Source organism: Halomonas sp. H5 (genome assembly GCF_050613175.1).
GTDB lineage: Bacteria > Pseudomonadota > Gammaproteobacteria > Pseudomonadales > Halomonadaceae > Bisbaumannia > Bisbaumannia salifodinae.
In genome coordinates this window covers 1,972,033-1,996,688 of record NZ_CP192510.1, presented here as the reverse complement: position 1 = coordinate 1,996,688, position 24,656 = coordinate 1,972,033, and the positions used below count along the sequence as shown (strand labels likewise).

At 67.0% G+C, this 24,656-nt stretch carries 21 protein-coding genes and 4 tRNA genes; 9 read left to right on the top strand and 16 right to left on the bottom strand.

Annotation, left to right across the window (positions count from 1 at the left end; genetic code table 11):
- Positions 1-79 precede the first annotated feature (79 nt).
- From ACQ1W9_RS09355 to ACQ1W9_RS09310, 10 genes are all read right to left on the bottom strand, one after another.
- Positions 80-1,897 carry a SurA N-terminal domain-containing protein gene (locus ACQ1W9_RS09355; RefSeq protein ID WP_431026313.1) on the bottom strand — a complete coding sequence of 606 codons (1,818 nt, stop codon included), beginning with the start codon at positions 1,895-1,897 and terminating at the stop codon, positions 80-82.
- A 150-nt stretch (positions 1,898-2,047) separates the two neighbouring features.
- On the bottom strand, positions 2,048-2,320 hold the full coding sequence (locus ACQ1W9_RS09350) for an HU family DNA-binding protein (RefSeq protein ID WP_346062314.1): 273 nt from the start codon (positions 2,318-2,320) through the stop codon (positions 2,048-2,050).
- Positions 2,321-2,496: 176 nt separating this feature from the next.
- A complete protein-coding gene (gene lon, locus ACQ1W9_RS09345; RefSeq protein WP_431026312.1) occupies positions 2,497-4,902 on the bottom strand; it encodes an endopeptidase La in 2,406 nt (801 codons plus the stop codon).
- Between the two features lie 118 nt (positions 4,903-5,020).
- Complete coding sequence (clpX, locus tag ACQ1W9_RS09340; RefSeq protein ID WP_346062312.1) at positions 5,021-6,301, bottom strand: ATP-dependent Clp protease ATP-binding subunit ClpX; 1,281 nt, start codon at positions 6,299-6,301, stop codon at positions 5,021-5,023.
- Between the two features lie 76 nt (positions 6,302-6,377).
- Positions 6,378-6,998 carry an ATP-dependent Clp endopeptidase proteolytic subunit ClpP gene (gene clpP, locus ACQ1W9_RS09335; RefSeq protein WP_195859456.1) on the bottom strand — a complete coding sequence of 207 codons (621 nt, stop codon included), beginning with the start codon at positions 6,996-6,998 and terminating at the stop codon, positions 6,378-6,380.
- A gap of 93 nt (positions 6,999-7,091) precedes the next feature.
- Positions 7,092-8,444 carry a trigger factor gene (gene tig / locus ACQ1W9_RS09330; protein ID WP_431026311.1) on the bottom strand — a complete coding sequence of 451 codons (1,353 nt, stop codon included), beginning with the start codon at positions 8,442-8,444 and terminating at the stop codon, positions 7,092-7,094.
- Between the two features lie 215 nt (positions 8,445-8,659).
- Positions 8,660-8,734 (bottom strand) — tRNA-His (locus tag ACQ1W9_RS09325).
- A gap of 39 nt (positions 8,735-8,773) precedes the next feature.
- Positions 8,774-8,848, bottom strand: a tRNA-His gene (locus tag ACQ1W9_RS09320).
- A gap of 53 nt (positions 8,849-8,901) precedes the next feature.
- Positions 8,902-8,978: transfer RNA gene (locus ACQ1W9_RS09315), tRNA-Arg, on the bottom strand.
- Between the two features lie 60 nt (positions 8,979-9,038).
- Positions 9,039-9,115, bottom strand: a tRNA-Pro gene (locus ACQ1W9_RS09310).
- Positions 9,116-9,313: 198 nt separating this feature from the next.
- On the opposite strand from ACQ1W9_RS09310, the gene folD reads away from it, so the two are divergent.
- The 4 genes from folD (at position 9,314) to ACQ1W9_RS09290 (ending at position 12,440) form a co-directional block, all read left to right on the top strand.
- The gene (folD, locus tag ACQ1W9_RS09305; protein ID WP_431026310.1) at positions 9,314-10,186 is read left to right on the top strand and encodes a bifunctional methylenetetrahydrofolate dehydrogenase/methenyltetrahydrofolate cyclohydrolase FolD; all 873 of its coding nucleotides are present in this window, start codon (positions 9,314-9,316) and stop codon (positions 10,184-10,186) included.
- A 43-nt stretch (positions 10,187-10,229) separates the two neighbouring features.
- A complete protein-coding gene (mtnN, locus tag ACQ1W9_RS09300; protein WP_431026309.1) occupies positions 10,230-10,955 on the top strand; it encodes a 5'-methylthioadenosine/S-adenosylhomocysteine nucleosidase in 726 nt (241 codons plus the stop codon).
- 141 nt (positions 10,956-11,096) lie between these two features.
- A complete protein-coding gene (locus tag ACQ1W9_RS09295; RefSeq protein ID WP_431026308.1) occupies positions 11,097-12,131 on the top strand; it encodes an asparaginase in 1,035 nt (344 codons plus the stop codon).
- Positions 12,132-12,203: 72 nt separating this feature from the next.
- Positions 12,204-12,440, top strand: coding sequence for a DUF2789 domain-containing protein (locus tag ACQ1W9_RS09290; RefSeq protein WP_346062307.1), 237 nt, complete (start codon positions 12,204-12,206; stop codon positions 12,438-12,440).
- 20 nt (positions 12,441-12,460) lie between these two features.
- Here ACQ1W9_RS09290 and ACQ1W9_RS09285 read toward each other — a convergent pair whose 3' ends face one another.
- From ACQ1W9_RS09285 to ACQ1W9_RS09275, 3 genes are all read right to left on the bottom strand, one after another.
- Positions 12,461-13,111, bottom strand: a complete 651-nt coding sequence (locus ACQ1W9_RS09285) for a VTT domain-containing protein (protein WP_431026307.1) — start codon at positions 13,109-13,111, stop codon at positions 12,461-12,463.
- Positions 13,112-13,240: 129 nt separating this feature from the next.
- On the bottom strand, positions 13,241-13,399 hold the full coding sequence (locus ACQ1W9_RS09280; RefSeq protein WP_346062305.1) for a hypothetical protein: 159 nt from the start codon (positions 13,397-13,399) through the stop codon (positions 13,241-13,243).
- A 100-nt stretch (positions 13,400-13,499) separates the two neighbouring features.
- On the bottom strand, positions 13,500-13,910 hold the full coding sequence (locus tag ACQ1W9_RS09275; RefSeq protein WP_431026306.1) for an SRPBCC family protein: 411 nt from the start codon (positions 13,908-13,910) through the stop codon (positions 13,500-13,502).
- A gap of 172 nt (positions 13,911-14,082) precedes the next feature.
- Here ACQ1W9_RS09275 and queC point away from each other — a divergent pair, with 172 nt between their 5' ends.
- Genes queC through ACQ1W9_RS09255 form a run of 4 tightly spaced genes read left to right on the top strand, consistent with a single transcriptional unit; the run spans position 14,083 to position 16,586 of the window.
- Positions 14,083-14,793 (top strand): 7-cyano-7-deazaguanine synthase QueC, encoded by a 711-nt coding sequence (gene queC / locus ACQ1W9_RS09270; protein WP_431026305.1) that lies wholly within the window; start codon positions 14,083-14,085, stop codon positions 14,791-14,793.
- Positions 14,793-15,437 (top strand): 7-carboxy-7-deazaguanine synthase, encoded by a 645-nt coding sequence (queE, locus tag ACQ1W9_RS09265; RefSeq protein WP_431026304.1) that lies wholly within the window; start codon positions 14,793-14,795, stop codon positions 15,435-15,437. The genes queC and queE overlap by 1 nt, the downstream gene beginning before the upstream one ends.
- A gap of 37 nt (positions 15,438-15,474) precedes the next feature.
- The gene (locus ACQ1W9_RS09260) at positions 15,475-16,320 is read left to right on the top strand and encodes a 6-carboxytetrahydropterin synthase (protein WP_431026303.1); all 846 of its coding nucleotides are present in this window, start codon (positions 15,475-15,477) and stop codon (positions 16,318-16,320) included.
- A complete protein-coding gene (locus ACQ1W9_RS09255) occupies positions 16,317-16,586 on the top strand; it encodes a YkgJ family cysteine cluster protein (RefSeq protein WP_431026302.1) in 270 nt (89 codons plus the stop codon). Before ACQ1W9_RS09260 ends, ACQ1W9_RS09255 begins: the two co-directional genes overlap by 4 nt.
- 62 nt (positions 16,587-16,648) lie before the next feature.
- On the opposite strand, the gene ACQ1W9_RS09250 is transcribed toward ACQ1W9_RS09255, so the two are convergent.
- Genes ACQ1W9_RS09250 through ACQ1W9_RS09240 form a run of 3 tightly spaced genes read right to left on the bottom strand, consistent with a single transcriptional unit; the run spans position 16,649 to position 21,696 of the window.
- Complete coding sequence (locus ACQ1W9_RS09250; protein ID WP_431026301.1) at positions 16,649-20,539, bottom strand: AAA family ATPase; 3,891 nt, start codon at positions 20,537-20,539, stop codon at positions 16,649-16,651.
- A gap of 60 nt (positions 20,540-20,599) precedes the next feature.
- A complete protein-coding gene (locus ACQ1W9_RS09245) occupies positions 20,600-21,238 on the bottom strand; it encodes a tRNA-(ms[2]io[6]A)-hydroxylase (RefSeq protein ID WP_431026300.1) in 639 nt (212 codons plus the stop codon).
- A gap of 2 nt (positions 21,239-21,240) precedes the next feature.
- Positions 21,241-21,696, bottom strand: a complete 456-nt coding sequence (locus ACQ1W9_RS09240; RefSeq protein ID WP_431026299.1) for a DUF1289 domain-containing protein — start codon at positions 21,694-21,696, stop codon at positions 21,241-21,243.
- A gap of 327 nt (positions 21,697-22,023) precedes the next feature.
- On the opposite strand from ACQ1W9_RS09240, the gene acnB reads away from it, so the two are divergent.
- A complete protein-coding gene (gene acnB, locus ACQ1W9_RS09235) occupies positions 22,024-24,627 on the top strand; it encodes a bifunctional aconitate hydratase 2/2-methylisocitrate dehydratase (protein ID WP_431026298.1) in 2,604 nt (867 codons plus the stop codon).
- The last annotated feature ends 29 nt before the right edge of the window (positions 24,628-24,656 follow it).

Here is a 24,656-nt window from a genome sequence, read left to right as displayed (position 1 = left end):
CGCCCCCAAAATCGTTACTTAATAACATTATACGGCCAAAAAAACGCACGGCCGCAGGCCGTGCGTTTTCTGGCGTGGCTTAGAGTCGCTCGATCTTGGCCTCGGCGCGCAGGCGCTCCAGCAGGCCGGTCAGCGCCGACTGGGCCCGCACGCGCTCCGCCATCTGAGCCACCAGGGCCTCCAGCTGCGCATCGGCCTCCCTCTCACCCACCGCGTCCAGGGCGAGTACCGCCACGCCCTGCTCGGTGGAGGCGATACCATAGCGGGGACCATTATCGGGACGCGGCAGCCGGAAGGCCTCGGCCAGGATCGCCGGAGCAACATTCTCGGCGCTATTGCGGCTCGCCTCCTCGACCCGAGTCCAGGCCCAGTCGACGGACTCGCCGCCACGCAGGGCCGCCAAGCGCGCCTCGGCCAGCTCCCCCAGGGCCTCGCGCTCGCGCCGGTCACTCAGCTCGGCGACGACCCGCTCGCGCACTTCGTCGAGGGCCGGGGTGGCGGCCGGGCGATGCTCCGCGACCCGCACCACCAGGCGACGCTCCTCGTCGAGTTCGATCACCTCGCTGTTGAAGCCCTCGACCAGCACCTCGTCGCTGAAGGCCTCGGCCATCACCCCCGGCTCGCCGAGCACTCCCTGGCCGTGATCCCGGGTCAGCCAGTCACTCTCCTCCAGCGGCAGGCCGAGGTCACTCGCGACGCTATCCAGGTCCTCGGCGGCGAAGCTCTCCTCGATCAGGCGCTGGGCCAGGCGATTGAACTCGTCGCCCACCTCGGCCAGGGCCACCTCCTCGCGTAGCTCGTCGCGCAACTGCTCGAAGGGCGGCAGGTCCAGTTCGGTCACCGTGACCAGGTGCAGACCGTTGTCGGTCTCGACGATACCGGAGACCTGACCGGGCGCCAGGGCGAAGGCGGCATCCTCGAAGGCCTCACCGAAGAAACCGCGACTGATAAAGCCGAGATCGCCGCCCTGCTCCGCGGAACTGGTGTCATCGGAATAGCGGGCGGCCAAGGCCGCGAAGTCGTCGCCATCGGCGAGGCGGTCTCGCACCTCTTCGAGGCGTGCCTCCGCCTCTTCCCGGCTGCGCTCCTCATTGAAGGTCACCATGATATGCGCCACCCGGCGCTCGGCGTCCTGGCCTCGCCGCTCATAGGCCGCCTGCAACTGCTCCTCGTCGACCTCCATCTCACCGGCCAGGCGCTGGCGATCGAGTAGCACGTACTCCAGGCGCACCTGCTCCGGGCGTTGGTAGCGCTCGGCGTTGGCCTCGTAGTAGGCGGCAATCTCCGCCTCCTCGAGCCGCACCGGCGCATCCAGATCATCCCCGGAGAGCAGATGGTAGCGGAAGCTGCGTACCTGACGCTGCAGGGCCGCCAGGCGCTCACGCTCGCCTTCCAGGGTGAAATCGCTGAGCACCAGGCCATTCTGCAGCTGCTCGCGACGCAGGTCGCTACGCAGCTGTTCACGGAAGCCGAGCGGCGTATAACCGGCACTGGCCAGGCGGTTACGGAAGATATCCCGATCGAAGCGACCCTCCTGGTCGTGGAATTCCGGCAGGGTGAGGAGGATGCGATCGAGTTGCTCCTCGGAGAGATGCAGGCCCCCGTCGGCGGCGTACTGATCCAGCAGGCGCAGGGTGATCAGCTCATCGAGCACCTGGCCACGCAGGGCGCGCTCCTGCTCGGGCGGCACCTGGCCACTGCGCAGGGCCCGCTGCACCTGCAGCTCCACCTCCTGGCGGGTGATCGGCTCACCATTGACCTTGGCGACGTCATTGGCGCCCCCGGTGAAGAGCCCGATCAGGGCATCGGCCCCGAACAGGGCCATGGTGACGACGATGGCGCCGATAATAATCTTGGCGCCCCAGCTCTTGGAGCGATCGCGAATACTTTGCAGCATGATGCCCTCGGCAAAGAGTAAGGCAAGAAGGTGCGTGAAGGATGATATCCGCCACTGGCCCCTCGGGGCCAGTGGCGGAGGCAGACAACAAAAAGGCGCATCGCCGAGACGATGCGCCTTTCACGGAGTCGACCGCAGGCGTGTCTGCCCTTAGTTGACCGAATCCTTGAGCGCCTTGCCGGCCTTGAAGCTAGGCACCTTGGCGGCGCTGATCTCGATGGGCTGGCCGGTCTGCGGGTTGCGGCCGGTACGCGCGGCACGCTCCTTGACGGTGAAGGTACCGAAACCCACCAGGGAAACGGCATCGCCCTTCTTCAGGCTATCGGTGACGGCCTCAACCATGGCATCCAGTGCGCGGGTGGCCGCGGCCTTGGGAATATCGGCAGACGCGGCAATGGCTTCGATCAGCTCGGACTTGTTCACACTTCACCCCTTGAATATTGCAAAAATTGACATGTGGCTGCGCTGACTTGAGGCGACTTACGCGATCACAGCAAGGCGCTTTTTATAGCAATGCCACGAAAGACCTGTCAAGCAACCTCTAGCGCAATCTCGCGTCATGGCGGGCTTTTCTACTCGCCATGACACGAAAAACCGCATTAATGAGTACTAACCACCGAACGGGAAGATGCCGGATCGTCGGGACGTTTTTTCTCGCCTTCAACACCGGCCTTTTCCACCAGCGCCGTATCGAGAACCTCATCGATCCAACGCACGGGTCTGATGTCCAGGGCTTCCTTGATATTATCGGGGACCTCCTTGAGGTCACGCCGATTTTCCTCTGGTATTAGCACAATCTTTATACCACCGCGCCGGGCGGCCAGCAATTTCTCCTTGAGGCCACCGATGGGCAATACCTCACCACGCAGGTTGACCTCGCCGGTCATCGCCAGGTCACAGCGCACCGGGCGCTCGCTGAAGGCAGAGACCATGGCGGTGACCATGGCGATGCCGGCGCTGGGACCATCCTTGGGAGTCGCCCCTTCCGGCACATGGATATGCAGATCCTCCTTCTCGAAGCGCTCCGGGTCGATGCCCAGGGCCTGAGCCCGGGAGCGCACCACCGTCAGGGCGGCGCTCACCGACTCCTTCATCACGTCGCCCAGGGAGCCGGTCTTGTTGAGACGCCCCTTGCCGGGGGTGACCACCGATTCGATATTGAGTAGCTCACCGCCCACCGAGGTCCAGGCCAGGCCGGTGACCCGTCCCACCTGGTTCTCCTGATCGGCCAGGCCATAGCTGTAGCGGCGCACCCCGGCGTAGTGTTCGATATCGGCGGCCTTGAGTTCCCGGGCCGCCTGGGCCCCCTCCTTGGCCTCGGCCTCGAGACGCTCGCGCAGCACCTTGCGGCACACCTTGGCGATCTGCCGCTCCAGCTCGCGCACCCCGGCCTCGCGGCTGTAGTAGCGAATCAGCTCGAGGATGGCGTCATCGCCGAGGCTCAGCTCGTCCTCCTTGAAGCCGTTGGCCTTGAGCTGCTTGGGTACCAGGTAGCGCCTGGCGATCGCCAGCTTCTCGTCCTCGGTGTAGCCGGGCAGACGAATGATCTCCATGCGGTCCAGCAAGGGACCCGGGATATTCATGGAGTTGGCGGTGCAGATAAACATCACCTCGGAGAGGTCATAGTCCAGCTCCAGGTAGTGGTCGCTGAACTTGTCATTCTGCTCCGGATCGAGCACCTCGAGCAGCGCCGAGGCGGGGTCGCCACGGTGGTCCATGCCGATCTTGTCGACCTCGTCGAAGAGGAAGAGCGGGTTCTTGACCCCGGCCTTGCTCATGCGCTGGATCAGCTTGCCCGGCAGGGAACCGATATAGGTACGGCGATGGCCGCGGATCTCCGACTCGTCGCGCACCCCACCCAGGGCCAGGCGCACATACTTGCGGTTGGTGGCCCGGGCGATGGACTGGCCGAGGGAGGTCTTGCCCACCCCGGGCGGCCCCACCAGGCAGAGCACCGGCCCCTTGAGCTTCTTGACGCGCTTCTGCACCGCCAGGTACTCGAGGATCCGTTCCTTGACCTCTTCCAGGCCATAGTGATCGGCGTCCAGCACCTCGGCGGCACGCGCCAGGTCGTGCTTGACCCGGGTGCGCTTCTTCCAGGGTACCGAGATCAGCCAGTCCAGGTAGGAGCGCACCACGGTGGCCTCGGCGGAGTTGGGCGCCATCATCTTCAGCTTGCCCAGCTCCTGGGTCGCCTTCTCGGCGGCCTCCTTGGGCATCCCGGACTCCTGGATCGCCGTCTCGTACTTCTCGGCCTCGTTGGGCACGTTCTCGAGCTCGCCCATCTCCTTCTGGATGGCCTTCATCTGCTCGTTGAGATAGTACTCCCGCTGGGACTTCTCCATCTGGTCCTTGACCCGGGAGCGGATGCGCTTCTCTACCTGCAGCAGGTCGATCTCGGCCTCGATCAGCGCCATCAGGTGCTCGATGCGATCGCGCACCCGATCCATCTCCAGCAGTTCCTGCTTGTCGCCGATCTTCAGCGACAGGTGGGCGCAGATGGTATCCACCAGGCGGCTGGGGTCCTCGATGCCGGCCAGGGAGTTGAGCACCTCATTGGGCACCTTCTTGGAGAGCTTGACGTACTGCTCGAACTGGTTGAGCAGCACCCGCACCAGGGAATCCTGCTCCCGGGGGCTCAACGGCTCGCTCTCGCGCAGGCGCACCTCGCCGCGGGTGTAACCCTCGACCTCGTCGAGGCTCACCACGTCGGCCCGAGACTCGCCCTCGATCAGCACCTTGACGGTACCGTCGGGGAGCTTGAGCAGCTGCATGATCTCGGCCACGGTGCCCACGGCGAAGAGATCGTTGCGATCGGGGTCGTCCTGGCCGGCCTCGCGCTGGGCCACCAGCAGCACCCGCTTGTCGGCGGCCATGGCGGCCTCCAGGGCCAGGATCGATTTCTCGCGGCCCACGAACAGCGGGATGACCATCTGCGGGTAGACGACCACATCGCGCAGGGGCAACAGGGGCAGACTCTGGGTCTGTTCGGCGTTCTGCTGCATCGCAGACGTTCCTCAAAACTCGAAGGGATTGGTCAGGTGATGGGGGCGACCCGTCCCCTTTGCAAGCGGGGCACACAAAAAAGGGCCGCCGGGGCGGCCCCATGAGACGGGGAGGCGCCTAGCCGTCCTTGCCGGCCACCTTGCCCTCATCCTGCTGAGAGTAGATCAACAGCGGCTCGCTCTCGCCGGCAATCACCGACTCATCGATCACCACCTGAGTGACGCCCTCCAGGGAGGGAATCTCGTACATGGTGTCGAGCAGCACCGACTCGAGAATGGAGCGCAGGCCGCGGGCACCGGTCTTGCGTGCCATGGCCTTGGCGGCCACCGCCCGCAGGGCATCCTCGCGGAACTCCAGCTCCACGCCCTCCATCTCGAACAGCTTGGCATACTGCTTGATCAGGGAGTTCTTGGGCTCGGTCAGGATCTGGATCAGCGCATCCTCGTTGAGCTCGGTGAGGGTGGCGATCACCGGTAGGCGACCGACGAACTCGGGGATCAGGCCGAACTTGACCAGATCCTCCGGCTCCACATCCATCAGCACGTCGCCGACGCCCTTGCTCTCGTCCTTGCTCTTGACCTGGGCATTGAAGCCGATGCCACCCTTCTCGGCCCGGTCGCGGATCACCTTGTCGAGGCCGGCGAAGGCGCCGCCGACGATAAACAGGATATTGCCGGTATCCACCTGCAGGAACTCCTGCTGGGGATGCTTGCGCCCGCCCTGGGGCGGTACCGAGGCGGTGGTGCCCTCGATCAGCTTGAGCAGGGCCTGCTGCACCCCTTCCCCGGAGACGTCCCGGGTGATGGAGGGGTTGTCCGACTTGCGGGAGATCTTGTCGATCTCGTCGATGTAGACGATGCCGCGCTGGGCCTTCTCCACATCGTAGTCGCACTTCTGCAGCAGCTTCTGGATGATGTTCTCCACGTCCTCGCCGACATAGCCCGCCTCGGTGAGGGTGGTGGCATCGGCGATGGTGAAGGGCACATTGAGCAGCCGCGCCAGGGTCTCGGCGAGCAGGGTCTTGCCGCTGCCGGTGGGGCCGATCAGCAGGATGTTGGACTTGCCGAGTTCGACGTCGTCGCTCTTCACCCCGGCGCGCAGGCGCTTGTAGTGGTTATAGACCGCCACCGACAGCACCATCTTGGCGCGATCCTGGCCGATCACGTAATCATCGAGGGTATGACGGATCTCGCGGGGAACCGGCAGGCGATCCTCCTCGCTCTCCGCATCGGCCTCGAGAACCTCTTCACGAATGATGTCGTTGCACAGATCGACACACTCGTCGCAGATGTAGACGGATGGGCCCGCGATCAGCTTACGCACTTCGTTCTGATTCTTGCCGCAGAACGAGCAATAAAGCAGCTTGCTGCCCTCGTCCTTGCCTTTGCCGTCGGCCATTCGCGTACCTCTTGATGAACGGCGGCTCGCGGGCCGCCGGAAATTGCATGTCGTGGATGCGACTCGGGTCAAGCTATCAGGAGTCCGGACGCTTATCCAGCACGGCATCGATCAGGCCATACTCCGCCGCCTGGGCCCCATTCATGAAGTTGTCACGATCGGTATCCCGGGCGATGGTCTCGATGTCCTGGCCGGTGTGGTGGGCGAGGATCTGATTGAGCTTGTGACGGATACTGAGGATCTCCTTGGTGTGGATCTCGATATCCGAGGCCTGGCCCTGGTAGCCACCTAGCGGCTGGTGGATCATCATCCGCGAATTGGGCAGGCAGTAACGCTTGCCGGCGGCGCCGCCGGCCAACAGCAGGGCGCCCATGCTGGCGGCCTGGCCGATGCAGACGGTCGAAACATCGGGCTTGACGAACTGCATGGTGTCGTAGATCGACATCCCCGCGGTCACCGAGCCACCCGGCGAGTTGATGTAGAGGTGGATGTCCTTATCGGGATTCTCGGACTCCAGGAACAGCAGCTGCGCCACCACCAGGTTGGCCATGTAGTCTTCCACCGGGCCGACCAGGAAGATCACGCGCTCCTTGAGCAGACGCGAGTAGATATCGTAGGCGCGCTCGCCCCGTGCACTCTGCTCGACCACCATCGGCACCAGGCCGCCGGCATTCTTGATCTCGAAGTCGTTGCCCATCTCTGTGGCGTCCTTCTTCCGGTAAGTGCCCCCGGCCCATGCCGGGTCCCATCCCTTAGTGGCCGCCGACCCTAAGGCCGGCGACCCACGGCCTTACGCCTTGGCGTCGGCATCCTCGTCGGCCTCGGTCTCGTCGCCAGCCTGTTGATTGGCGGCGGCCAGGGCCTGCTCGTAGGACATCTCCACGTCCTGGACCTTGGCCTGGCCGAGCAGCAGCTCGATGGCCTTCTCTTCCAGCAGGGAGGACTTGATCTGATTCTTGAGCTGGTCGTTGCTCAGGTAGTAGTCGACCACCTGCTGCGGATCCTGGTACTGCTCGGCCAGTTCCTCGACCTTGGCCTTGATCTCGTCGTCGCTGGCGTCGAGCTCATTGACCTTGACCACCTCGGCCAGCAGCAGGCCAACCTGGACGCGGCTCTTGGCCTGGTCGGCGAACAGCTCGTTGGGCAGCTGGGAGACATCGAAGTCTTCGCCCAGGCCGAACTGCTGGGCGGCCTGGCGCTTGAGGCCGTCGGTCTCCTGCTGGATCAGGGCCTGGGGCACCTCGATCTCGTTACCCTGCTTGAGGGCCTCGAGAACCTGTTGCTTGACGCGATTCTCGACGGCCTGAGAGGCCTCGCGGCTCATGTTCTTGCGTACTTCGGCCTGGAAGGCCTCGACGCCACCCTCTTCGACACCGAACTGCTTGATGAATTCCTCATTCACCTCGGGCAGTTCCTGGGCGCTGACGGCGTGCACCTTGACCTTGAAGGTGGCTTCCTGGCCGGCCAGGTGCTCGGCCTGGTAGTCCTCGGGGAAGGTGACCTTGATCTCCTTCTCCTCGCCGGCCTTGGCGCCCTCGAGCTGCGCCTCGAAGCCGGGGATAAAGCTGTTGGAGCCCAGCACCAGCTGATGACCCTCGGCGCTGCCGCCCTCGAAGGGCTCATCACCCAGGAAGCCCTGGAAGTCGATGGTGACCTGGTCGCCCTCGGCGGCGGCACGCTCCACCTCGGCCCAGCCGGCGTTCTGCTTGCGCAGGGTGTCGATCATCTGCTCGACGTCGGCGTCGGTGATCTCGACCTGGGGGCGCTCCACCTCGGTCCCCTCGATGCCCTTGAGCTCGATTTCCGGATAGATCTCCAGGGTGGCCACGAACTCCAGGTCCTTGCCGGACTCGTTGACGGTGGGCTCGATTTCCGGGAAACCGGCCGGGTTCAGGCTCTCCTGGGTGATGGCCTGCACATAGCGCTCGCGCATCACCTCGCCCACCACCTCACTGCGCACCTGCCCGCCGAAGCGCTGGCGCACCACGGACATCGGTACCTTGCCCTGGCGGAAGCCGTTGAGGCGCACGTTCTTGGCGGTGTCCTGAAGACGGGCCGCCACGGCCTGGTCGACCTCGGCCGCGGGAACCTGAACCTTGACGCGGCGCTCGATGCTGGAGGTCGTCTCGACGGAAACTTGCATGAATTGTCCTCTACCGACTGGGGGCGTTCGTTACGAATGCGTTGGAAGATCAAAGGGCTGATTTTAAGAAGCCCACTGCGCGCTGGCAAGCGCCATGCCCGTAAGATGGGGACGTTGCTCGCGGATCACAAGGGGAAAATGACAGAACCGCCAGGCAGACGGAAACACGAAGGCGCCGACAAGATGCCGGCGCCTTCGCAAGAAATCTGAGGCAATGGGGTGGATGATGGGGATCGAACCCACGACCACCGGAGCCACAATCCGGGGCTCTACCACTGAGCTACATCCACCACTGCCAAAACAACCACTTAATACAACTTACGACGAAATGGGGTGGATGATGGGGATCGAACCCACGACCACCGGAGCCACAATCCGGGGCTCTACCACTGAGCTACATCCACCATATTCGCCTATCGCGCCCGACCGGACCCAGCTGCCAATCCCGCTAACAGCATGGCGCGCCCAGCAGGACTCGAACCTGCAACCCACGGCTTAGAAGGCCGTTGCTCTATCCGGTTGAGCTATGGGCGCATTGTACGGCCTCACACTCTTGCCTGCAACCCTTATTTCAACAAAAACAATGGGTTGCGATGGTCGGGGTGGAGGGATTCGAACCCCCGACATCCTGCTCCCAAAGCAGGCGCGCTACCAGACTGCGCTACACCCCGCCGGCTTGTCGCACGGCCTTGACGATCCCGTGAGCTCGTCAGTGCGAGGCGTATTCTACGGATCTTTCCTTATTGGTCAAGCATCTGTCGCAATCAACATTGGCAAGACGCTTTGACTCGCGGCCGGCTCATGCGAAAATCACCGCCCAGTTTCGTCGCCGCCACCGGCGGTGTCCACAGCTTCCAGGGGAATCGTCGATGACCGCACAACTGATCGATGGCAAGGCCATTGCCGCTCACGTTCGCCAGCAAGTCGCCCGCCAGGTGGAGGCACGCCGCCAGGCCGGCGAGCGCGTCCCCGGCCTCGCCGTGATCCTGGTGGGTGAGGACCCGGCCTCGGCCGTCTATGTGCGCAACAAACACCGCGCCTGCGAAGAAGCGGGGCTGCTCTCGCTGCGCCACGAGCTGCCGGCGGACACCACCCAGGCCGACCTGGAGGCCCTGGTGGACCGACTCAATGCCGCCCCCGAGGTGGACGGCATCCTGGTACAGCTGCCACTGCCCGATCACCTGGACCCGCGGCCCATCCTCGAACGCATCCGCCCCCACAAGGACGTGGACGGCTTCCACCCCTATAACCTGGGACGCCTGGCCCAGCGCCTGCCGGTGCTGCGCCCCTGCACCCCCAAGGGCGTGATGACCCTGCTTCAGGAGAGCGGCCTCAAGGTTCGCGGGCTGGATGCCACCATCGTCGGTGCCTCCAATATCGTCGGCCGCCCCATGGCCCTGGAACTGATGCTGGCCGGCTGCACCACCACCATCTGCCATCGCTTCACCCAGAACCTGGAGGCCCATGTGCGGCGCGCCGACCTGCTGGTGGTGGCGGTGGGCAAGCCGGGCCTGGTCAAGGGCGAATGGGTCAAGGAGGGCGCCATCGTCATCGACGTGGGCATCAACCGCCAGGAGGATGGCACCCTGGTCGGTGACGTGGAGTTCGCTCCCGCCGCCGAGCGGGCCAGTCATATCACCCCGGTGCCCGGCGGCGTGGGTCCCATGACGGTGGCCTCGCTGCTGGAGAACACCCTGTTTGCCGCCGAACTCCACGATGCCATGCAGCGCCAGGACGCTTGAGGTAGAATCCGCCCCCATCGATTCAGCGAAGAGCAGAGCCTAGATGAAACGTATTGGCATCATCGGCGCCATGCCGGAAGAAGTCGCCCTCCTCGCCTCCCGCCTGGAAGGTCAGGAGACCCGCCAACAGGTGGGCTGCACCTTCTATCGCGGCCGGTTGCACGGCGTCGAGGTGGTGATCCTGCAGTCCGGCATCGGCAAGGTGAATGCCGCCGTGGGCACCACCCTGCTGCTGGATAGCTATCAGCCCGAGGCGATCATCAACACCGGTTCCGCCGGCGGCTTCGGCGCCGATCTGGAAGTCGGCGACGTGGTGATCTCCTCCGAGGTGCGCCACCACGACGTCAACGTCGAGGTGTTCGGCTACGAACCCGGCCAGGTGCCGCGCATGCCCGCCGCCTACCTGCCCGACCCGCGCCTGGTCCGGGTGGCCCGGGAGTGTATCGAGGAGCTGGGCGAGCTGCGCGTGGTGGAGGGGCTGATCGCCACCGGCGACAGTTTCATGGCCTGTCCCGATGCGGTCAGCCAGACCCGGGAGCGCTTCCCCACCATGCTGGCCGCCGAGATGGAGGCCGCCGCCATCGCCCAGACCTGCCACCTCTATGGCTGCCCCTTCGTGGTGATCCGCGCCCTCTCGGATATCGCCGGCAAGGAATCCAACCTCAGCTTCACGGCCTTTATCGACCAGGCCGCCACCCATTCGGCACAGCTGGTGGAGGCCATGGTGCGCCGCCTGGCCACCCCCGCCGAGGCCACCGCCGACGCCTGATCGCGAGTCAATGCCCCAGAACATGAACACGCCGAGCCTCGCGCTCGGCGTGTTTCGTCATGCACATCGCTTGCCCGACGCCTTGAGCCGCGGCCCCGTTGAGGTATGATGCGGCCTCCCCGCACCCCACAGGAGTCCCTTATGCCATCCCCGATTCGCGTGATCTATACCGGCGGCACCCTGGGCATGGAGCCGGGCCCCCAGGGACTGGCCCCGGGGCGTGACTTCGAGGCGCGCCTGCGTCGGGCCCTGGACACCCTGCCCCCGGCACGCCGTGCCAGCCTGCCCGACTTCACCTTCGAGGCCACGCCGCAGCCCATCGACTCCAGCGCCGCCACCCCCAGCGACTGGCAGACCCTGGGGCAGCGCCTGGGCCAGGCCTATGACGAGGCCGCCGGACTGGTGGTGCTGCACGGCACCGACACCCTGGCCTGGGCCGCCAGCAGCCTCGCCTACCAGCTTCAGGGCGCGGCCAAGCCGGTGGTGGTCAGCGGCGCCATGCAGCCCCTGGAGGCACCGGGCAGCGATGCCCTGGGCAACGTGGAGGGCGCGCTGCGCTTCGCCGCCCAGCCGGCCCTGCAGGAAGTGGCCATCGCCTTCGCCGGCAAGCTGCTGCGCGGGGTGCGCAGTCGCAAGTGGCATACCCGAGACGCGGACGCCTTCGTCAGCCCCAACTATCCGTTGCTGGGCGAGCTGGTGGAGGGCGAGCCGGTACTCTATCCGAACCGCGGCCTGGACGAGCTGCAGCGTGGCGCCCCGCGCTTCGAACTCCCCGACTACCAGGCCCTGGGGGACTGCCCGGTGGTGCGTATCGTGTTATGGCCGGGGATCCCGGCCTCGCTGGTGGCGGCCTGGCTGGAGGCTCCCCGGGTCAAGGGGGCCCTGCTGGAGGTCTGGGGAGGCGGCAATGTGCCGGAGAACCCGGCGCTGCTGGAGGTGCTGGCGGAGGCCAGCGGACGCGGACAGCTGCTGGTGGCCATCAGCCAATGCCCCGCCGGCGCCATCGCCATCGGCAGCTATGCCGCGGGTCAAGGCCTGGCGGCGGCCGGCGTGCTCTCCGGCGACGACATGACCCCGGAGGCGGTGATCACCAAGCTGGTGCATCTGCTGGCCCAGCCCCTCGATGAGACCCAGCGTCGCGAACGCTTCCGCGACGCCCTGGTGGGCGAACGCTAATCAGACCGCCGGGCCAGGCAAAGGCCGTCCCGAGGGTCTATGGTAGGGGAAACCCACCCCATGGAGCCCCCTATGGAACAGCCGGTCCATCATTTCAGCGAACTCTTCGAACAGCTCGGCCTGGCCTCGGATGCCGGCGCCATCGAGGCCTTTATCCAGCGCCATTCGCCCCTGCCAGAGAGCGTGCCGCTGCATGAGGCGAGCTTCTGGAGCCCGGCCCAGGCCGAGCTATTGCGCAACGCCCTGGAGGATGACGCCGACTGGGCCGAGGTCGTCGATCACCTGGACGCCTCCTTGCGCAAGCCCTGAGCCAGGAGGTCACCGGACTCCTAGTCGACGCCATTGCGGGCCTCGATACGGCGGCGTACCCAGGCCCCCAGCAGCAGCAACAGGGTCAGCAGGGCCAACGGCAGCGCGACATCGAGGCTCAGTCCCTTCCCGCTATCCACCGCCTCCAGGGCACCATGGATGGCACTGGCATAGACCGCCCACTTGGCCCCCAGCCCGAGAATGGCCGCCACCAGGAAGGGGCCCAGCGGCAGGCGCACCAGTCCCGCCGCGTAGTTGATCACCGAATGGGGAAAGCCCGGCAGCACCCGCAGGGCGCCTTGGGTCAGCAGGTCACCGCGACGTTGCATCAGGCGCATCATGCGCCGGGTCAGCTTGCCGGGCCGCAGGCGTCGCTCGAAGCGCGCCGCCAATCCATAAGCCCCCAGGGCGCCGACGGTGCTGCCCAGGATCAGCATCGGCACGGCGACCAGCGGATGATGAAAAGGGGCGATCAGCCACAGCCCGATACTGCCGGGCAGCCCGATCATCAGGGTCACCGCCATCACCAGGATCACCGCCAACATGGTGGAGGGACGGCCGGCGGTGTGTTCCGCCCAGGCCTGCAGGGCACCGAGGTCGGGGGAGTACCAGACCCACATCATCATCAGCAGCATCAGCGCCGCCATTCCCGGGATCCACCAGAAGCGCATCGCCCCTCCTCTATTCGCCGCCCCAGGCCTCAGGAGGCTAGCGGCGGCTCGTCATCATCGCGGCTCAGCCCCCGAGATCCACCAGAAGTGCATCGCCCCTCCTCGGTTCGCCGCCTCAGTCCTCAGATCTCAGGAGGCCAGCGGCGGCTCGTCGTCATCGCGGCGCAGCTCCCGCGCCGTCGATTCGCCATGGCGTAACTCCGGCGTCGCCGTCCGCTGATCCACATAGGCGAGGATGCCGAGCTGTACCGCCAGCACCAGAAAACAGAGCATGAGTCCCTTGATCATCATCGGCCTCCCAGGGCATACCGGCGCGACAGGCGCCAAGGCGGAGTCTACTCCCGCCCAAATGCCCCTCGCCAGCATTTTCTTAGCCGACGAACAACCCCTACAGTCGCGCCTCCACCCGCTCGAGGATCTGACGGCTCACCTTGGCCACCAGGGGGCGCGCGGCACGATTGACCGCCTTCTCCACCAGGCGGTTCTTGATCTCATAATCGAGGCTGAGGGTCACCTCGGTGCCCTCGGGCACCGGCCGCAACCGATAGCAGCCCTGATTGCGCACCCCTTCGATGGACTCCCAGGCCAGCCGACTGGGCTCCTCGCGCTCGGTGATCCTCACCAGGAAGGCCCACTCCATGCCCACGGCACGCACATGCCAGCGATAGCGCCCCTCCCCCAGGGCCTCGATGGAATCGATTAGATCGGAGTAGTCGGCGAAGTCCTCGACCCGCTCCAGCAGGGCGAAGACCCGCTCCGGGGGAGCCGACAGGACGGCGCTGTGTTCGATGCTGGCCATGACGTTTCCTTGCGTCACCTGAGGGAGTGACTCGAGAGTAACGACCCTCGACCGCCTTGGCCAGCCCACTGGCCAAGTGGTCAAGCCTTCTCTACACTAGCGCCCTCCGGACCGGATCCCGGACACCCCCGCCGCCAGCGGGGCAGGACAAATTCTCCGACAGGAACCCCCTATGACGACTTCCCCCCATGGCCGGCGCGCCGTGATCATCTATTCCGGCGGCATGGACTCCTTCACCGTGCTGCATCAGGCCCTGGCCGAGGGCATCGAGGCCCATGCCCTGTCCGTCGACTACGGCCAGCGCCATCATCGCGAACTCGATACCGCCCGGCGCGTCTGCCAGGCCCTGGACGTGCCCCACCAGGTGGTCGACCTGCGCGCCATCCATAGCCTGGTGGATGCCTCGGCGCTCACCGATGCCGACCAGGCCCTGCCGGAGGGCGACTACGCCGCCGACAACCTGGCCACCACCGTGGTGCCCAACCGCAACATGATCCTGCTCTCCCTGGCCCTGGCCAAGGCGATCAATATCGGTGCCGACGAGGTGCGCTACGGGGCCCATGGCGGCGACCACGACCTCTACCCGGACTGCCGGCCCGAGTTCGTGCGCCGCATGCAGGCCGCCGCCGAGGTATGCGACTTCGCGCCCCTGCGCCTGGCGGTGCCCTTCCTGCACCATAGCAAGGCGCAGATCCTCGCCGCGGGCCTGGCACTGGGCCTCGACTACGCGGACACCTGGACCTGCTACCGGGGCGAGGCCCTGGCCTGCGGGCGCTGTGGCAGCTGTCGCGAGCGCCTGGCCGCCTTCGCCGCCAATGGCGTGGTCGACCCCCTGGCCTATGAGGCCGACATCGCGCGCCCCGACCTGGCGGGAGGCCGCTGATGTATCACGTCAAGGAGGCCTTCTACTCCCTGCAGGGGGAAGGCGCCCGGGCCGGCCGCGCCAGCGTCTTCTGCCGTTTCAGCGGCTGCAACCTCTGGTCGGGGCGAGAGACGGATCGCGACACCAGCGTCTGTCGCTTCTGCGACACCGACTTTATCGGCACCGATGGCCAGCACGGCGGTCGCTTCGCCGATGCCGAGGCCCTGGCCGCCCACCTCTGCGCCCTCTGGCCCGACACCCAGGGGGTGGCCACCCCCTATGTGGTCTTTACCGGCGGCGAACCGCTGCTGCAGCTCGATGCGCCACTGATCCAGGCCATGCAGCGCCTCGGCTTCGAGGTGGCGGTGGAGACCAACGGCACCCTGGTGCCGCCGCCGGGCATCGACTGGCTCTGCGTCAGCCCCAAGGGCAGCGCCACGCTGGCGGTGGCCGGCGGCGACGAGCTGAAGCTGGTCTACCCCCAGGCGGAGGCGCCGCCGGAGCGCTTCGACGCCCTGGACTTCCGCCATTTCTATCTGCAGCCCATGGACCTCGCCCCCCGGGGCGAATCCGGCACCACACTCACGGCCTGCGTCGACTACTGCCTGGGTCACCCCCAGTGGCACTTGTCGCTGCAGACTCACAAGATCGCGGGGATCGATTGATGATGCAGACCCTCACCATGATCGCGGGGATCGACCGATGAGCCTGTTCGTCGATAACCTGACCCATCTGGATGCCTCCCTCTGGTGTCCCCGCCGCGGCCTGATCGGGGTCAGCTGGGCGGTGGACGTGCAACTCGACGGCGAGCTGGGGGAAGACGGCATGCTGTTCGACTTCGGCGAGGTGAAGCCCTGGATCAAGTCGCGACTCGATGCCGGTGCCGACCATACCCTGCTGGTGCCGACCCGGGCCCCGGGCGTGGAGCTCCAGGAGTGTCGCGAGGGGCTGCGCCTGGTCACCCGTCACCCCTACCCCCTGGAGCTGCGCGCCCCGCGCCAGGCCTTCACCCTGCTGCCCTGGACCGAGGTGCGCCGCGACACCCTGGCCGAGCACCTGGCCGGCGAGCTGATGCGTCGCCCGCCGCCCCGGGTCTCGGCCATCCGCCTGAGCCTGCGTGACGAGGCCATCGACGGCGCCGCCTACACCTACAGCCATGGCCTGCGCCAGCACGCCGGCAACTGCCAGCGTATCGCCCACGGGCACCGCTCGCGGCTGCATATCTGGCGCAATGGCCGGCGCGACCCGGCCCTGGAGGCCGACTGGGCCGAGCGGCTGGCGGATGCCTACCTGGTGGATACCGACGACCTGGTGACGGACCCCGACGACGACCCGCGCCACCTCACCTGCGCCTACCGCGCGCCTCAGGGGGAGTTCCGCCTGCGCCTGCCCACCGAGCGCTGCCGGGTGCTGCCCAGCCAGACCACGGTGGAACGCATCGCCCTGTGGCTCGCCGAGCGGATCGCCGCCGCCGAGGGGGGGCATATCCGGGTACAGGCCTTCGAGGGCATCGGCAAGGGCGCCTTCGCCGAGGCGGGCCGGCAATGACAGCGGTGCCGAGCGCCGCTGGCTGTCGCCCCGGCTGCGGGGCCTGCTGTATCGCCCCCTCCATCAGCTCACCGATTCCCGGCATGCCCCAGGGCAAGCCCGCCGGGGTGCGCTGCGTGCAGCTCGACGCCGATAACCTCTGCCTCCTGTTCGGCGACCCGCGGCGCCCGGCGGTATGCGAACGCTTCGCCTTCGACGCCGAGCTATGCGGCGAGCACCGCGACCAGGCACTGATTCGGATCGGTGAGCTGGAAGCCATCACCTAGCACGCCACCTAAACGACACGGGCCCCGGCATTGCCGGGGCCCGTGTCGTTGGCGCGAGGGAATCAGGACTCCAGTCGCGCGGTCTGCTCCTGGCGCTGGTCGAGCAGCATGCGCCAGCGCACCAGCACCGGAGCGTCGCTGGGCGAGACCTCGCCGAGCAGGCGCCGGAACTGCTCCCGCGCCTGGCGGTCCTCGGGATCCACCAGGGTCAACCACAGCTCCAGGGCATTGAGCTGCTGATGCAAGTTCTCGTGCTCCGCCGCCTGACGCAGGGCCTGCTCCACCAGCAGGCGGATCTCCTGGGCCGGGCGCCCCAACTGGTGGCGCACCCGCGCCAGTTGGATGGCCAGCTCCGGCACATAGAGCGAAGTACGCTCCTGGGCGATCAGCAGGCACTGATCCAGGTAGTCTTCGGCGCGGGAGAGCTCCCCCAGCGCCACACAGGCGTCCACGAACCACAGCACCGGGCGCTGGTAGCGGTCGCGACCGGTCACCTCGTCGAACTCCTCCATGCCCGCCTCCAGCAGGGCCAGGCCCTCACGATCGCCGGCCAGGGCCCGCTGCCAGCCCAGCATCCCCTGGGCCGACATCTGCCACAGGTGCAGGTCCGGGGTGCCGGTGAGCTCGAAGGCACGCTGGGAGCGCATGCCGGCCAGGTGCACATGCCCCAGTTGGCGGTACATGGCCGCCGAGAAGAGCAGCGCCATGGCCAGGGAGCCCGGATGGTTGAAGCCCTCGGCGAGGCGGATCGCCGCCTCCGCCTGCTGCTCGGCGCGCCGATAGTCGCCGCGCAGGCAGAGCGCCCAGCCCTGGAAGCAGGCCGCCGCCACCTGGGGATGATCGGAGAACGGCAACCACTCGATCAGCATCGGCGAATTGAGGGGATCGATCTCCTCCAGGTGGTCATAGGCCTGGCGAATCCGCCCCGCCCAGTATTCGCAGTGGGCCCGGGCATAGTCGGCCAGGCGCCGATAGCGGGGATCCTCCAGCTCGCCGGCCAGGTCGGCCAGCCTGGCGGCCAGGGAGAAGGCATCGGCATGGGCATGGCGCTGGCTGCAGCCCACCCACAGGCCCCACTTGACCAGGAAGCGCTGCTCCAAGTCGTCCGCCTCCTCCTCATGGCTGCGCGGCGGCAGCAGTTCCTGGGCGCGCACGAAGCTGTCGTGGGCGGTGGGCGAGCCATGCCCTTCCAGGGCGAAGGCGGCCTGGCCGCGTACCGTCAGCAGGCTCACCTCCCGCTCCTGCTGTCCCTCCACATGGCGCAGGCTGGCCAGCCCGGCGTCGGCCATGCGCAGGGCGGTGCGGTTGGCGCTCACCTTGAGCGCCTCGCGGGCGGCCAGCTCGAAGTAGCGGGCGCCCCGGGCATAGTGGCCACTGCGCCGCAGATGGGTGGCGAAGTCGCCAGGATGGCGACTGATCCACATCGGGAAGCGTTCCTCGATCAGGGTCACCACCTGGCCGTGGATCGCCACCCGCACGTCCCGCGGGCAGGACAGGTAGGCGGCCTCCTGGAGCAGCTGATGGCTGAACTGGTACTCGTATTCACTGCCCGTCGGGCAGGCCTCGATGATCTCCAGGCGGATCATCTGCTCGATGGCCCGCTTGAGGCGTTCCCCGGACCAGCCGCTGCACTCGGTGAGCAGATCGAGGCGGAACTGGCGACCCAGCACCGCCGCCACATGCGCCACCTCGCGTTCGGCATCGAGCTGGTCGATGCGGCTGGCCAGCAACCCCAGCAGGCCCTGGGGCAGGTCGTCCAACTGGACGCTGCGCCCCTCGCGGCGATCCATGTCCAGGCGCCGGCAGATCTCCTGCAGGTAGAGGGGCACGCCGTCGCAGCGCTCGATCAACTGGCTGCGCAGCCGCGGGCTGAGGTGCAGCCGGTAGCGCCGCGCCAGCTGCGACAGCAGCCGCGACGACTGCAGGGCATCCAGGCGCCCAAGGCTGAGCTGCTGATCCCAATGCAGGCGGGCCGGCAGCGTCTCGCGGCCATGGTGGCTGGCCACCAGCAGCAACGGACAGTTGATCGGCAGCCGGGCCTGGAGGCTGGAAAGCACCTTGAAGGAGGGCTCGTCCAGCCATTGAATGTCGTCGATCATCAGCACCAGGGTGCGCTGGGCGGTAAGGGTCTCGACCAGGGCCTGGAGCAGCTGCACCACCAGTTCCAGGGCCTCGCCGCTCTGGGCCAGCACCGCCACCTCCTCGGGCTCGCGAACGCCGAGGGCCTCCTCCAGCAACTGACGCCGTTCGGGGGAGCCCGCCAGCGTCGGATAGTTCTCCAGCAGCCGACCCAGGCGCGCCTCGTCGGGCTCGCCGCCCAGGTGCCAGCGCAGCAACTGGCGGGCCACCCCATAGGGGGAATGCACCGAGAGCCGGGTGGTGGGCTGCCAGCAGATGGCGGTATCGCGACTCTGCTCGAGTTGGCGGAAGCCCACCAGCAGTGCCGACTTGCCCATGCCGGAGGCGCCGCGCACCAGCACGCTCTGGCGCAGGCCGATCCCGGCCCGGGCCAGGGCGTCACGCAGCTTACGCAGCGCCGCCTCGCGCCCCACCAGGCTGGGTGGCAGGGCCTCGCGGCCCCCTTCGTTGGCCCCCAGGACCAGGGCGCGCAACCGCACCTTGCCGTCACAGGCGACCAGCCGCGAGGAGAGTCGCGGCTGCAGGTCCAGGGCCGGCGGCATATGCTGGCTGGCCTCCTGGGAGATCACCAACTCCCCTCCTTCGGCGGCACTCATCAGCGCCAGGGAGGTCTGGGTGACCTGGCCCAGGGGATCGGCCAACTGACGCTCGGGCAGATAGATCACCCGACCGCTGTTGAGGCCCGCCGCCAGGGTGAAGCGCGGTACGCCGCCCTCGCCCTTCCAGTGGCGAGTGGACTCCTCGGGCAGCGCCTTGCGACAGTGTTCGTAGAGGGCCACCAGCTCGGCCAACTGGTGGGCCGGGCCATGGGTGCCGAAGCAGGCCAGGCCCAGGCCGCCGGTGGCCCCGGGCAGCCAGAAGCCGCCCAGGTGGTGGCACTGCTGCTCCAGCCAGCGCATCAGCTCGATCTGCAGGGCCAGGCTGGCATGGGTGGCGTCCCGGGCGGTGAGGTCCTCCTCGAGGCTCAGGCGAATGGCCATCACCGAGAGCTGACGCTGCTCGATCTCATCGTCGCGCAGCGGCGCGCTGTCCAGGGCCAGGGCCCGGGAAAAGGCGCCCTGGGGCGAGAGGCGCTGGATATCCGCCTGGCCATCGGACCAGTAGCGGGCCAGTTGCAGGAAGGCGGGCTCCGGCTGCTGGCCGGAGAGCGCCAGCAGCTGCAGGTAGGCGTTGTACTGCTCGTGGGCCGCCGCCGCCTGCCCCTGCTCGGCCAGTTGGCGCACCAGCCGCTCATGGAAGGGACCATAGCCGGAGAAACGGCTCACCAGATCCCGCAACAGCGACTCGGGTAGCTCGCCATGGGCCTCCAGCACCGCCTCGGCGAAGGCGATCACCCGCTGGCGCCACTCGTTGCGCACCCGCAGCAGCCAGCGCTGGAATTCGGCACAGGCGGAGAGCTGCAGCTCTTCCACCAGGTCCCCCTGGTAGAGGGCCAGGATCGCTTCCAGGGTGTCGATATCCGGCGGCTCGCGCAGCAGCGCCTGGAGCTCATGCAGGTCGAAGCGCCACCCCTCGGGAAGCTGGAAGGCGATGGTCTGGCGGGACACCGCCAGCACCCGCTCGGCCTGCTCGCCCAGTGACTGGCGCAGGCAATGCAGGGCATGGCGAAGGTTGGTGCGCCCGGAGGAGAGCCCCTGATCGGGCCATAGCAGTTCGGCCAGGGTGGAGCGGTTGACCGGCTGCTCGTGGAGCAGCAGGTAGACCAACAGCCCCTTGACCTTGTCATAGCTGAACTGGGTAAGGCTGTCCTCACCCAGGGTCAGTGAGAAATGGCCGAGCAGTGTCAGTCGCTCATCGACGGAAGGATCCCGCATCGTCTTCATTCCCGCGTTATTGTGTCATCGGCAAGCGCCTTGCCGTCTGTTCCCTGGATCTCAGGCCGCCTCGGGGATACCGCTATGGAAGCGGAAATCGCCATCCGGGGCCTCGATCAGGCGCGCCTCGCGATCGGCGAGGAAGGCGATCCGTGCCTCCACCTCTCCATCGCCCGCCTCTTCGGCAACGAGCCGCGCCAGCATCAGATAGTCCTCATAGTGACGCCCTTCCGACTTAACCAGACTGCGGTAGAACTTGGCAAGCTCTGCGTCCAGGCGCGGGATCAGGCAGGCGAAGCGCTCGCAGCTGCGCGCCTCGATCAGCGCCCCCACGATCAGCAGATCCACCAGGCGCAGCGGGTCCTCGGCGCGCAGGTGACGGCGCAGCCCCTCGGCATAGCGGGAGGCGCTGAGGTGACGATAGGCGATGCCCCGGGACTCCATCAGCGTGACCACCTGTTCGAAGTGCAGCAGTTCCTCCCGCGCCAGCTGCGACATCTTGGTCAGCAGCAGGGGGCGATCCACATAGCGGTACATCAGGCTCATGGCGGTGGAGGCCGCCTTCTTCTCGCACTGGGCGTGATCGATCAGCAGCAGTTCCTGGTTGCGCAGGGCCGCCTCGACCCAGGCCTGGGGCGTGGGGCAGCGCAGGAAGGAGAGCAGGTCCGGGGGCAGCAGGGCCGTTAGGCTGTCTTGCATGGTCATCCTGAATGATGGCTATCGGTAGTCATGGGAGCGATTCGCGCCTGGCCCGCCAGGGCCAGGGCGTCGCTAAGCTTGGCGAAGAGCCGCGGCGGCGTCAGCCCCAGCCCGGCCCCTTGGCGGGCCAGGCCATAACGGGAGAAGTCCTGGATGCGCTCGCGCCCCACCCGCAACAGTTCCACGGCGCGGGACAGCGGCGGCTGCTCCGGGCGCACGCGGATACGGTGCCTGGCCAACTGGGCATTCAACAGGGCCTCGTCGTCTACCCTCAGGAGACTCGCCGCGGCCTGCACCCTCAGGGCATCGAGCTCGCCGATGCGTCGCCGGCGCTCGGCCTCGTCGTAGCCGAACCAGTCGCGGATCTCGTCCAGATGGCGCTGGCAGCCCCGGCACACGGCGTCACCGACGGTGGTGGAGCAGACCCCCACGCAGGGGGTGCTGATTCGCTGAGACATTCGCTTCCTCGACGGGTCGATCCCGCAGTCTGTCGGGCTTAACACTGAGACAGACTGCCAAGCCCCGGCATCTTACCCGTCCCGGGCGCCGCGGGACACTCCCGGGACGACCATAACGAGTCCCGCAGACCAAAGTACAAGTCCCGCGGCTGAGGGGCTCGCTTAACATTGTCGACAGTTTCCCGTAGAATCCGCCTCACCTGAACCACGGTTACCACAGGCTCCAGGGCGACCCATCCTGACCCGTCGCCGACTCCCGCAGAGGCCGCCAAGGCCCGGGACGGCCGGCTCAACGCCCTGGCAAAGCAACTTGATGAGGGCCCAATCGTGCTTGAAGCATATCGCCAACATGTCGAGGAACGCGCCCAGGAAGGCGTCCCGCCGAAACCGCTGAACGCCGAGCAGGTCGCCGCCCTGGTGGAGCTGCTCAAGGCACCGCCCGCCGGCGAAGAAGAGTTCATCCTCGAGCTGATCACCGATCGCGTGCCCCCGGGCGTCGATGAGGCCGCCTACGTCAAGGCCGGGTTCCTGACCGCCATCGCCAAGGGCGAGGCCGAGTCCCCTCTGATCGACCGGATCCACGCGGTCAAGCTGCTGGGCACCATGCAGGGCGGCTACAACATCGTCTCCCTGGTGGAACTGCTCGACGACGCCGACCTGGCCAAGGAAGTCGGCGAACAGCTCAAGCACACCCTGCTGATGTTCGATGCCTTCCACGACGTGGAGGAGCGCGCCAAGGCCGGCAACGCCGTGGCCAAGGAGGTCCTGCAGTCTTGGGCCGATGCCGAGTGGTTCCTCTCCAAGCCGGCCCTGGAGGAGAAGATCACCCTGAGCGTCTTCAAGGTGCCCGGCGAGACCAACACCGACGACCTCTCCCCCGCCCCGGATGCCTGGTCACGCCCCGACATCCCGCTGCACGCCCGCGCCATGCTCAAGAACGAGCGCGAAGGCATCACCCCGGAAGTCCCCGGCACCACCGGCCCGCTCCAGCAGATCGAAGCGGTCAAGGCCAAGGGCTTCCCGGTCGCCTACGTGGGCGACGTGGTGGGTACCGGCTCCTCGCGCAAGTCCGCCACCAACTCGGTGCTGTGGTTCTTCGGCGACGATATCCCCAACGTGCCCAACAAGCGCGCCGGCGGCTTCTGCTTCGGCGGCAAGATCGCCCCGATCTTCTTCAACACCATGGAAGACTCCGGCGCCCTGCCGGTGGAGATGGATGTCGAGAAGCTCAATATGGGCGATGTCATCGACGTCTACCCCTATGAGGGCAAGGTGTGCAAGCACGGCACCGACGAGGTGCTGACTACCTTCGAGCTCAAGACCCAGCTGATTCTCGACGAGGTGCGCGCCGGTGGCCGCATCCCGCTGATCATCGGTCGCGGCCTGACCGGCAAGGCCCGCGAGTCCCTCGGCCTGCCCCAGTCCGAGGTCTTCCGCCTGCCCGAGCAGCCCAAGGACACCGGCAAGGGCTTTACCCTGGCCCAGAAGATGGTCGGCAAGGCCTGCGGCCTGGACGGCGTGCGCCCGGGCATGTACTGCGAGCCGAAGATGACCACCGTCGGCTCCCAGGACACCACCGGTCCGATGACCCGTGACGAGCTCAAGGACCTCGCCTGCCTGGGCTTCCAGGCCGACCTGGTGATGCAGTCCTTCTGCCACACCAGCGCCTACCCGAAGCCGGTGGACGTGGAGACTCACCACACCCTGCCCGACTTCATCATGAACCGCGGCGGCGTCTCCCTGCGTCCCGGCGACGGCATCATCCACTCCTGGCTGAACCGCATGCTGCTGCCCGACACCGTGGGCACCGGCGGCGACTCCCACACCCGCTTCCCGATGGGCATCTCCTTCCCGGCGGGCTCCGGCCTGGTGGCCTTCGCCGCCGCCACCGGCGTGATGCCGCTGGACATGCCGGAATCGGTGCTGGTGCGCTTCAAGGGCAAGCGTCAGCCCGGCGTCACCCTGCGTGACCTGGTCCACGCCATCCCCTACTACGGCATCCAGCAGGGCCTGCTGACCGTCGAGAAGTCCGGCAAGAAGAATGCCTTCTCCGGCCGCGTGCTGGAGATCGAGGGCCTCGAGGACCTCACCGTGGAGCAGGCCTTCGAGCTCTCCGACGCCTCCGCCGAGCGCTCCGCCGCCGGCTGCACCATCACCCTGAGTGAAGAGAGCGTCGCCGAGTACCTGAAGTCCAATATCACCCTGCTCAAGTGGATGATCAGCAACGGTTATGGCGACGTGCGCACCATCGAGCGTCGCATCCAGGCCATGGAAGAGTGGCTGGCCAACCCGAGCCTGATGCGCGCCGACCAGGACGCCGAGTACGCCGAGGTGATCGAGATCGACCTGAGCGAGATCCGGGAGCCGATCCTCTGCGCCCCCAACGACCCGGACGACGCTCGCCTGCTCTCCGAGGTGGCCGGCCAGCAGATCGATGAAGTCTTCATCGGTTCCTGCATGACCAACATCGGCCACTTCCGCGCCGCCGGCAAGCTGCTCGAGAAGCAGCCCGCGGGCAGCCTGAAGACCCGCCTGTGGCTGGCGCCGCCCACCAAGATGGACCAGCACCAGCTCACCGAAGAGGGCTACTACGGCATCTACGGCCGCGCCGGGGCGCGCATGGAGATGCCCGGCTGCTCGCTGTGCATGGGTAACCAGGCCCGGGTGGCGCCGAAGTCCACCGTGGTCTCCACCTCCACCCGTAACTTCCCCAACCGCCTGGGCGACGGCGCCAACGTCTTCCTGGCCTCCGCGGAGCTTGCCGCCGTGGCCGCGGTGGTGGGTCGCCTGCCCAGCGTGGAGGAGTACCAGGGGTACATGAGCGAGTTCGACGCCCTCTCCGGCGAGATCTATCGCTACATGAACTTCCACGAGATCGAGGAGTACCAGAAGGCCGCCTCGAACGTGATTCCGGTGACTCAAGAGGCCTAAGCCTCTGCCCGGGATATCGACGCCGGTGG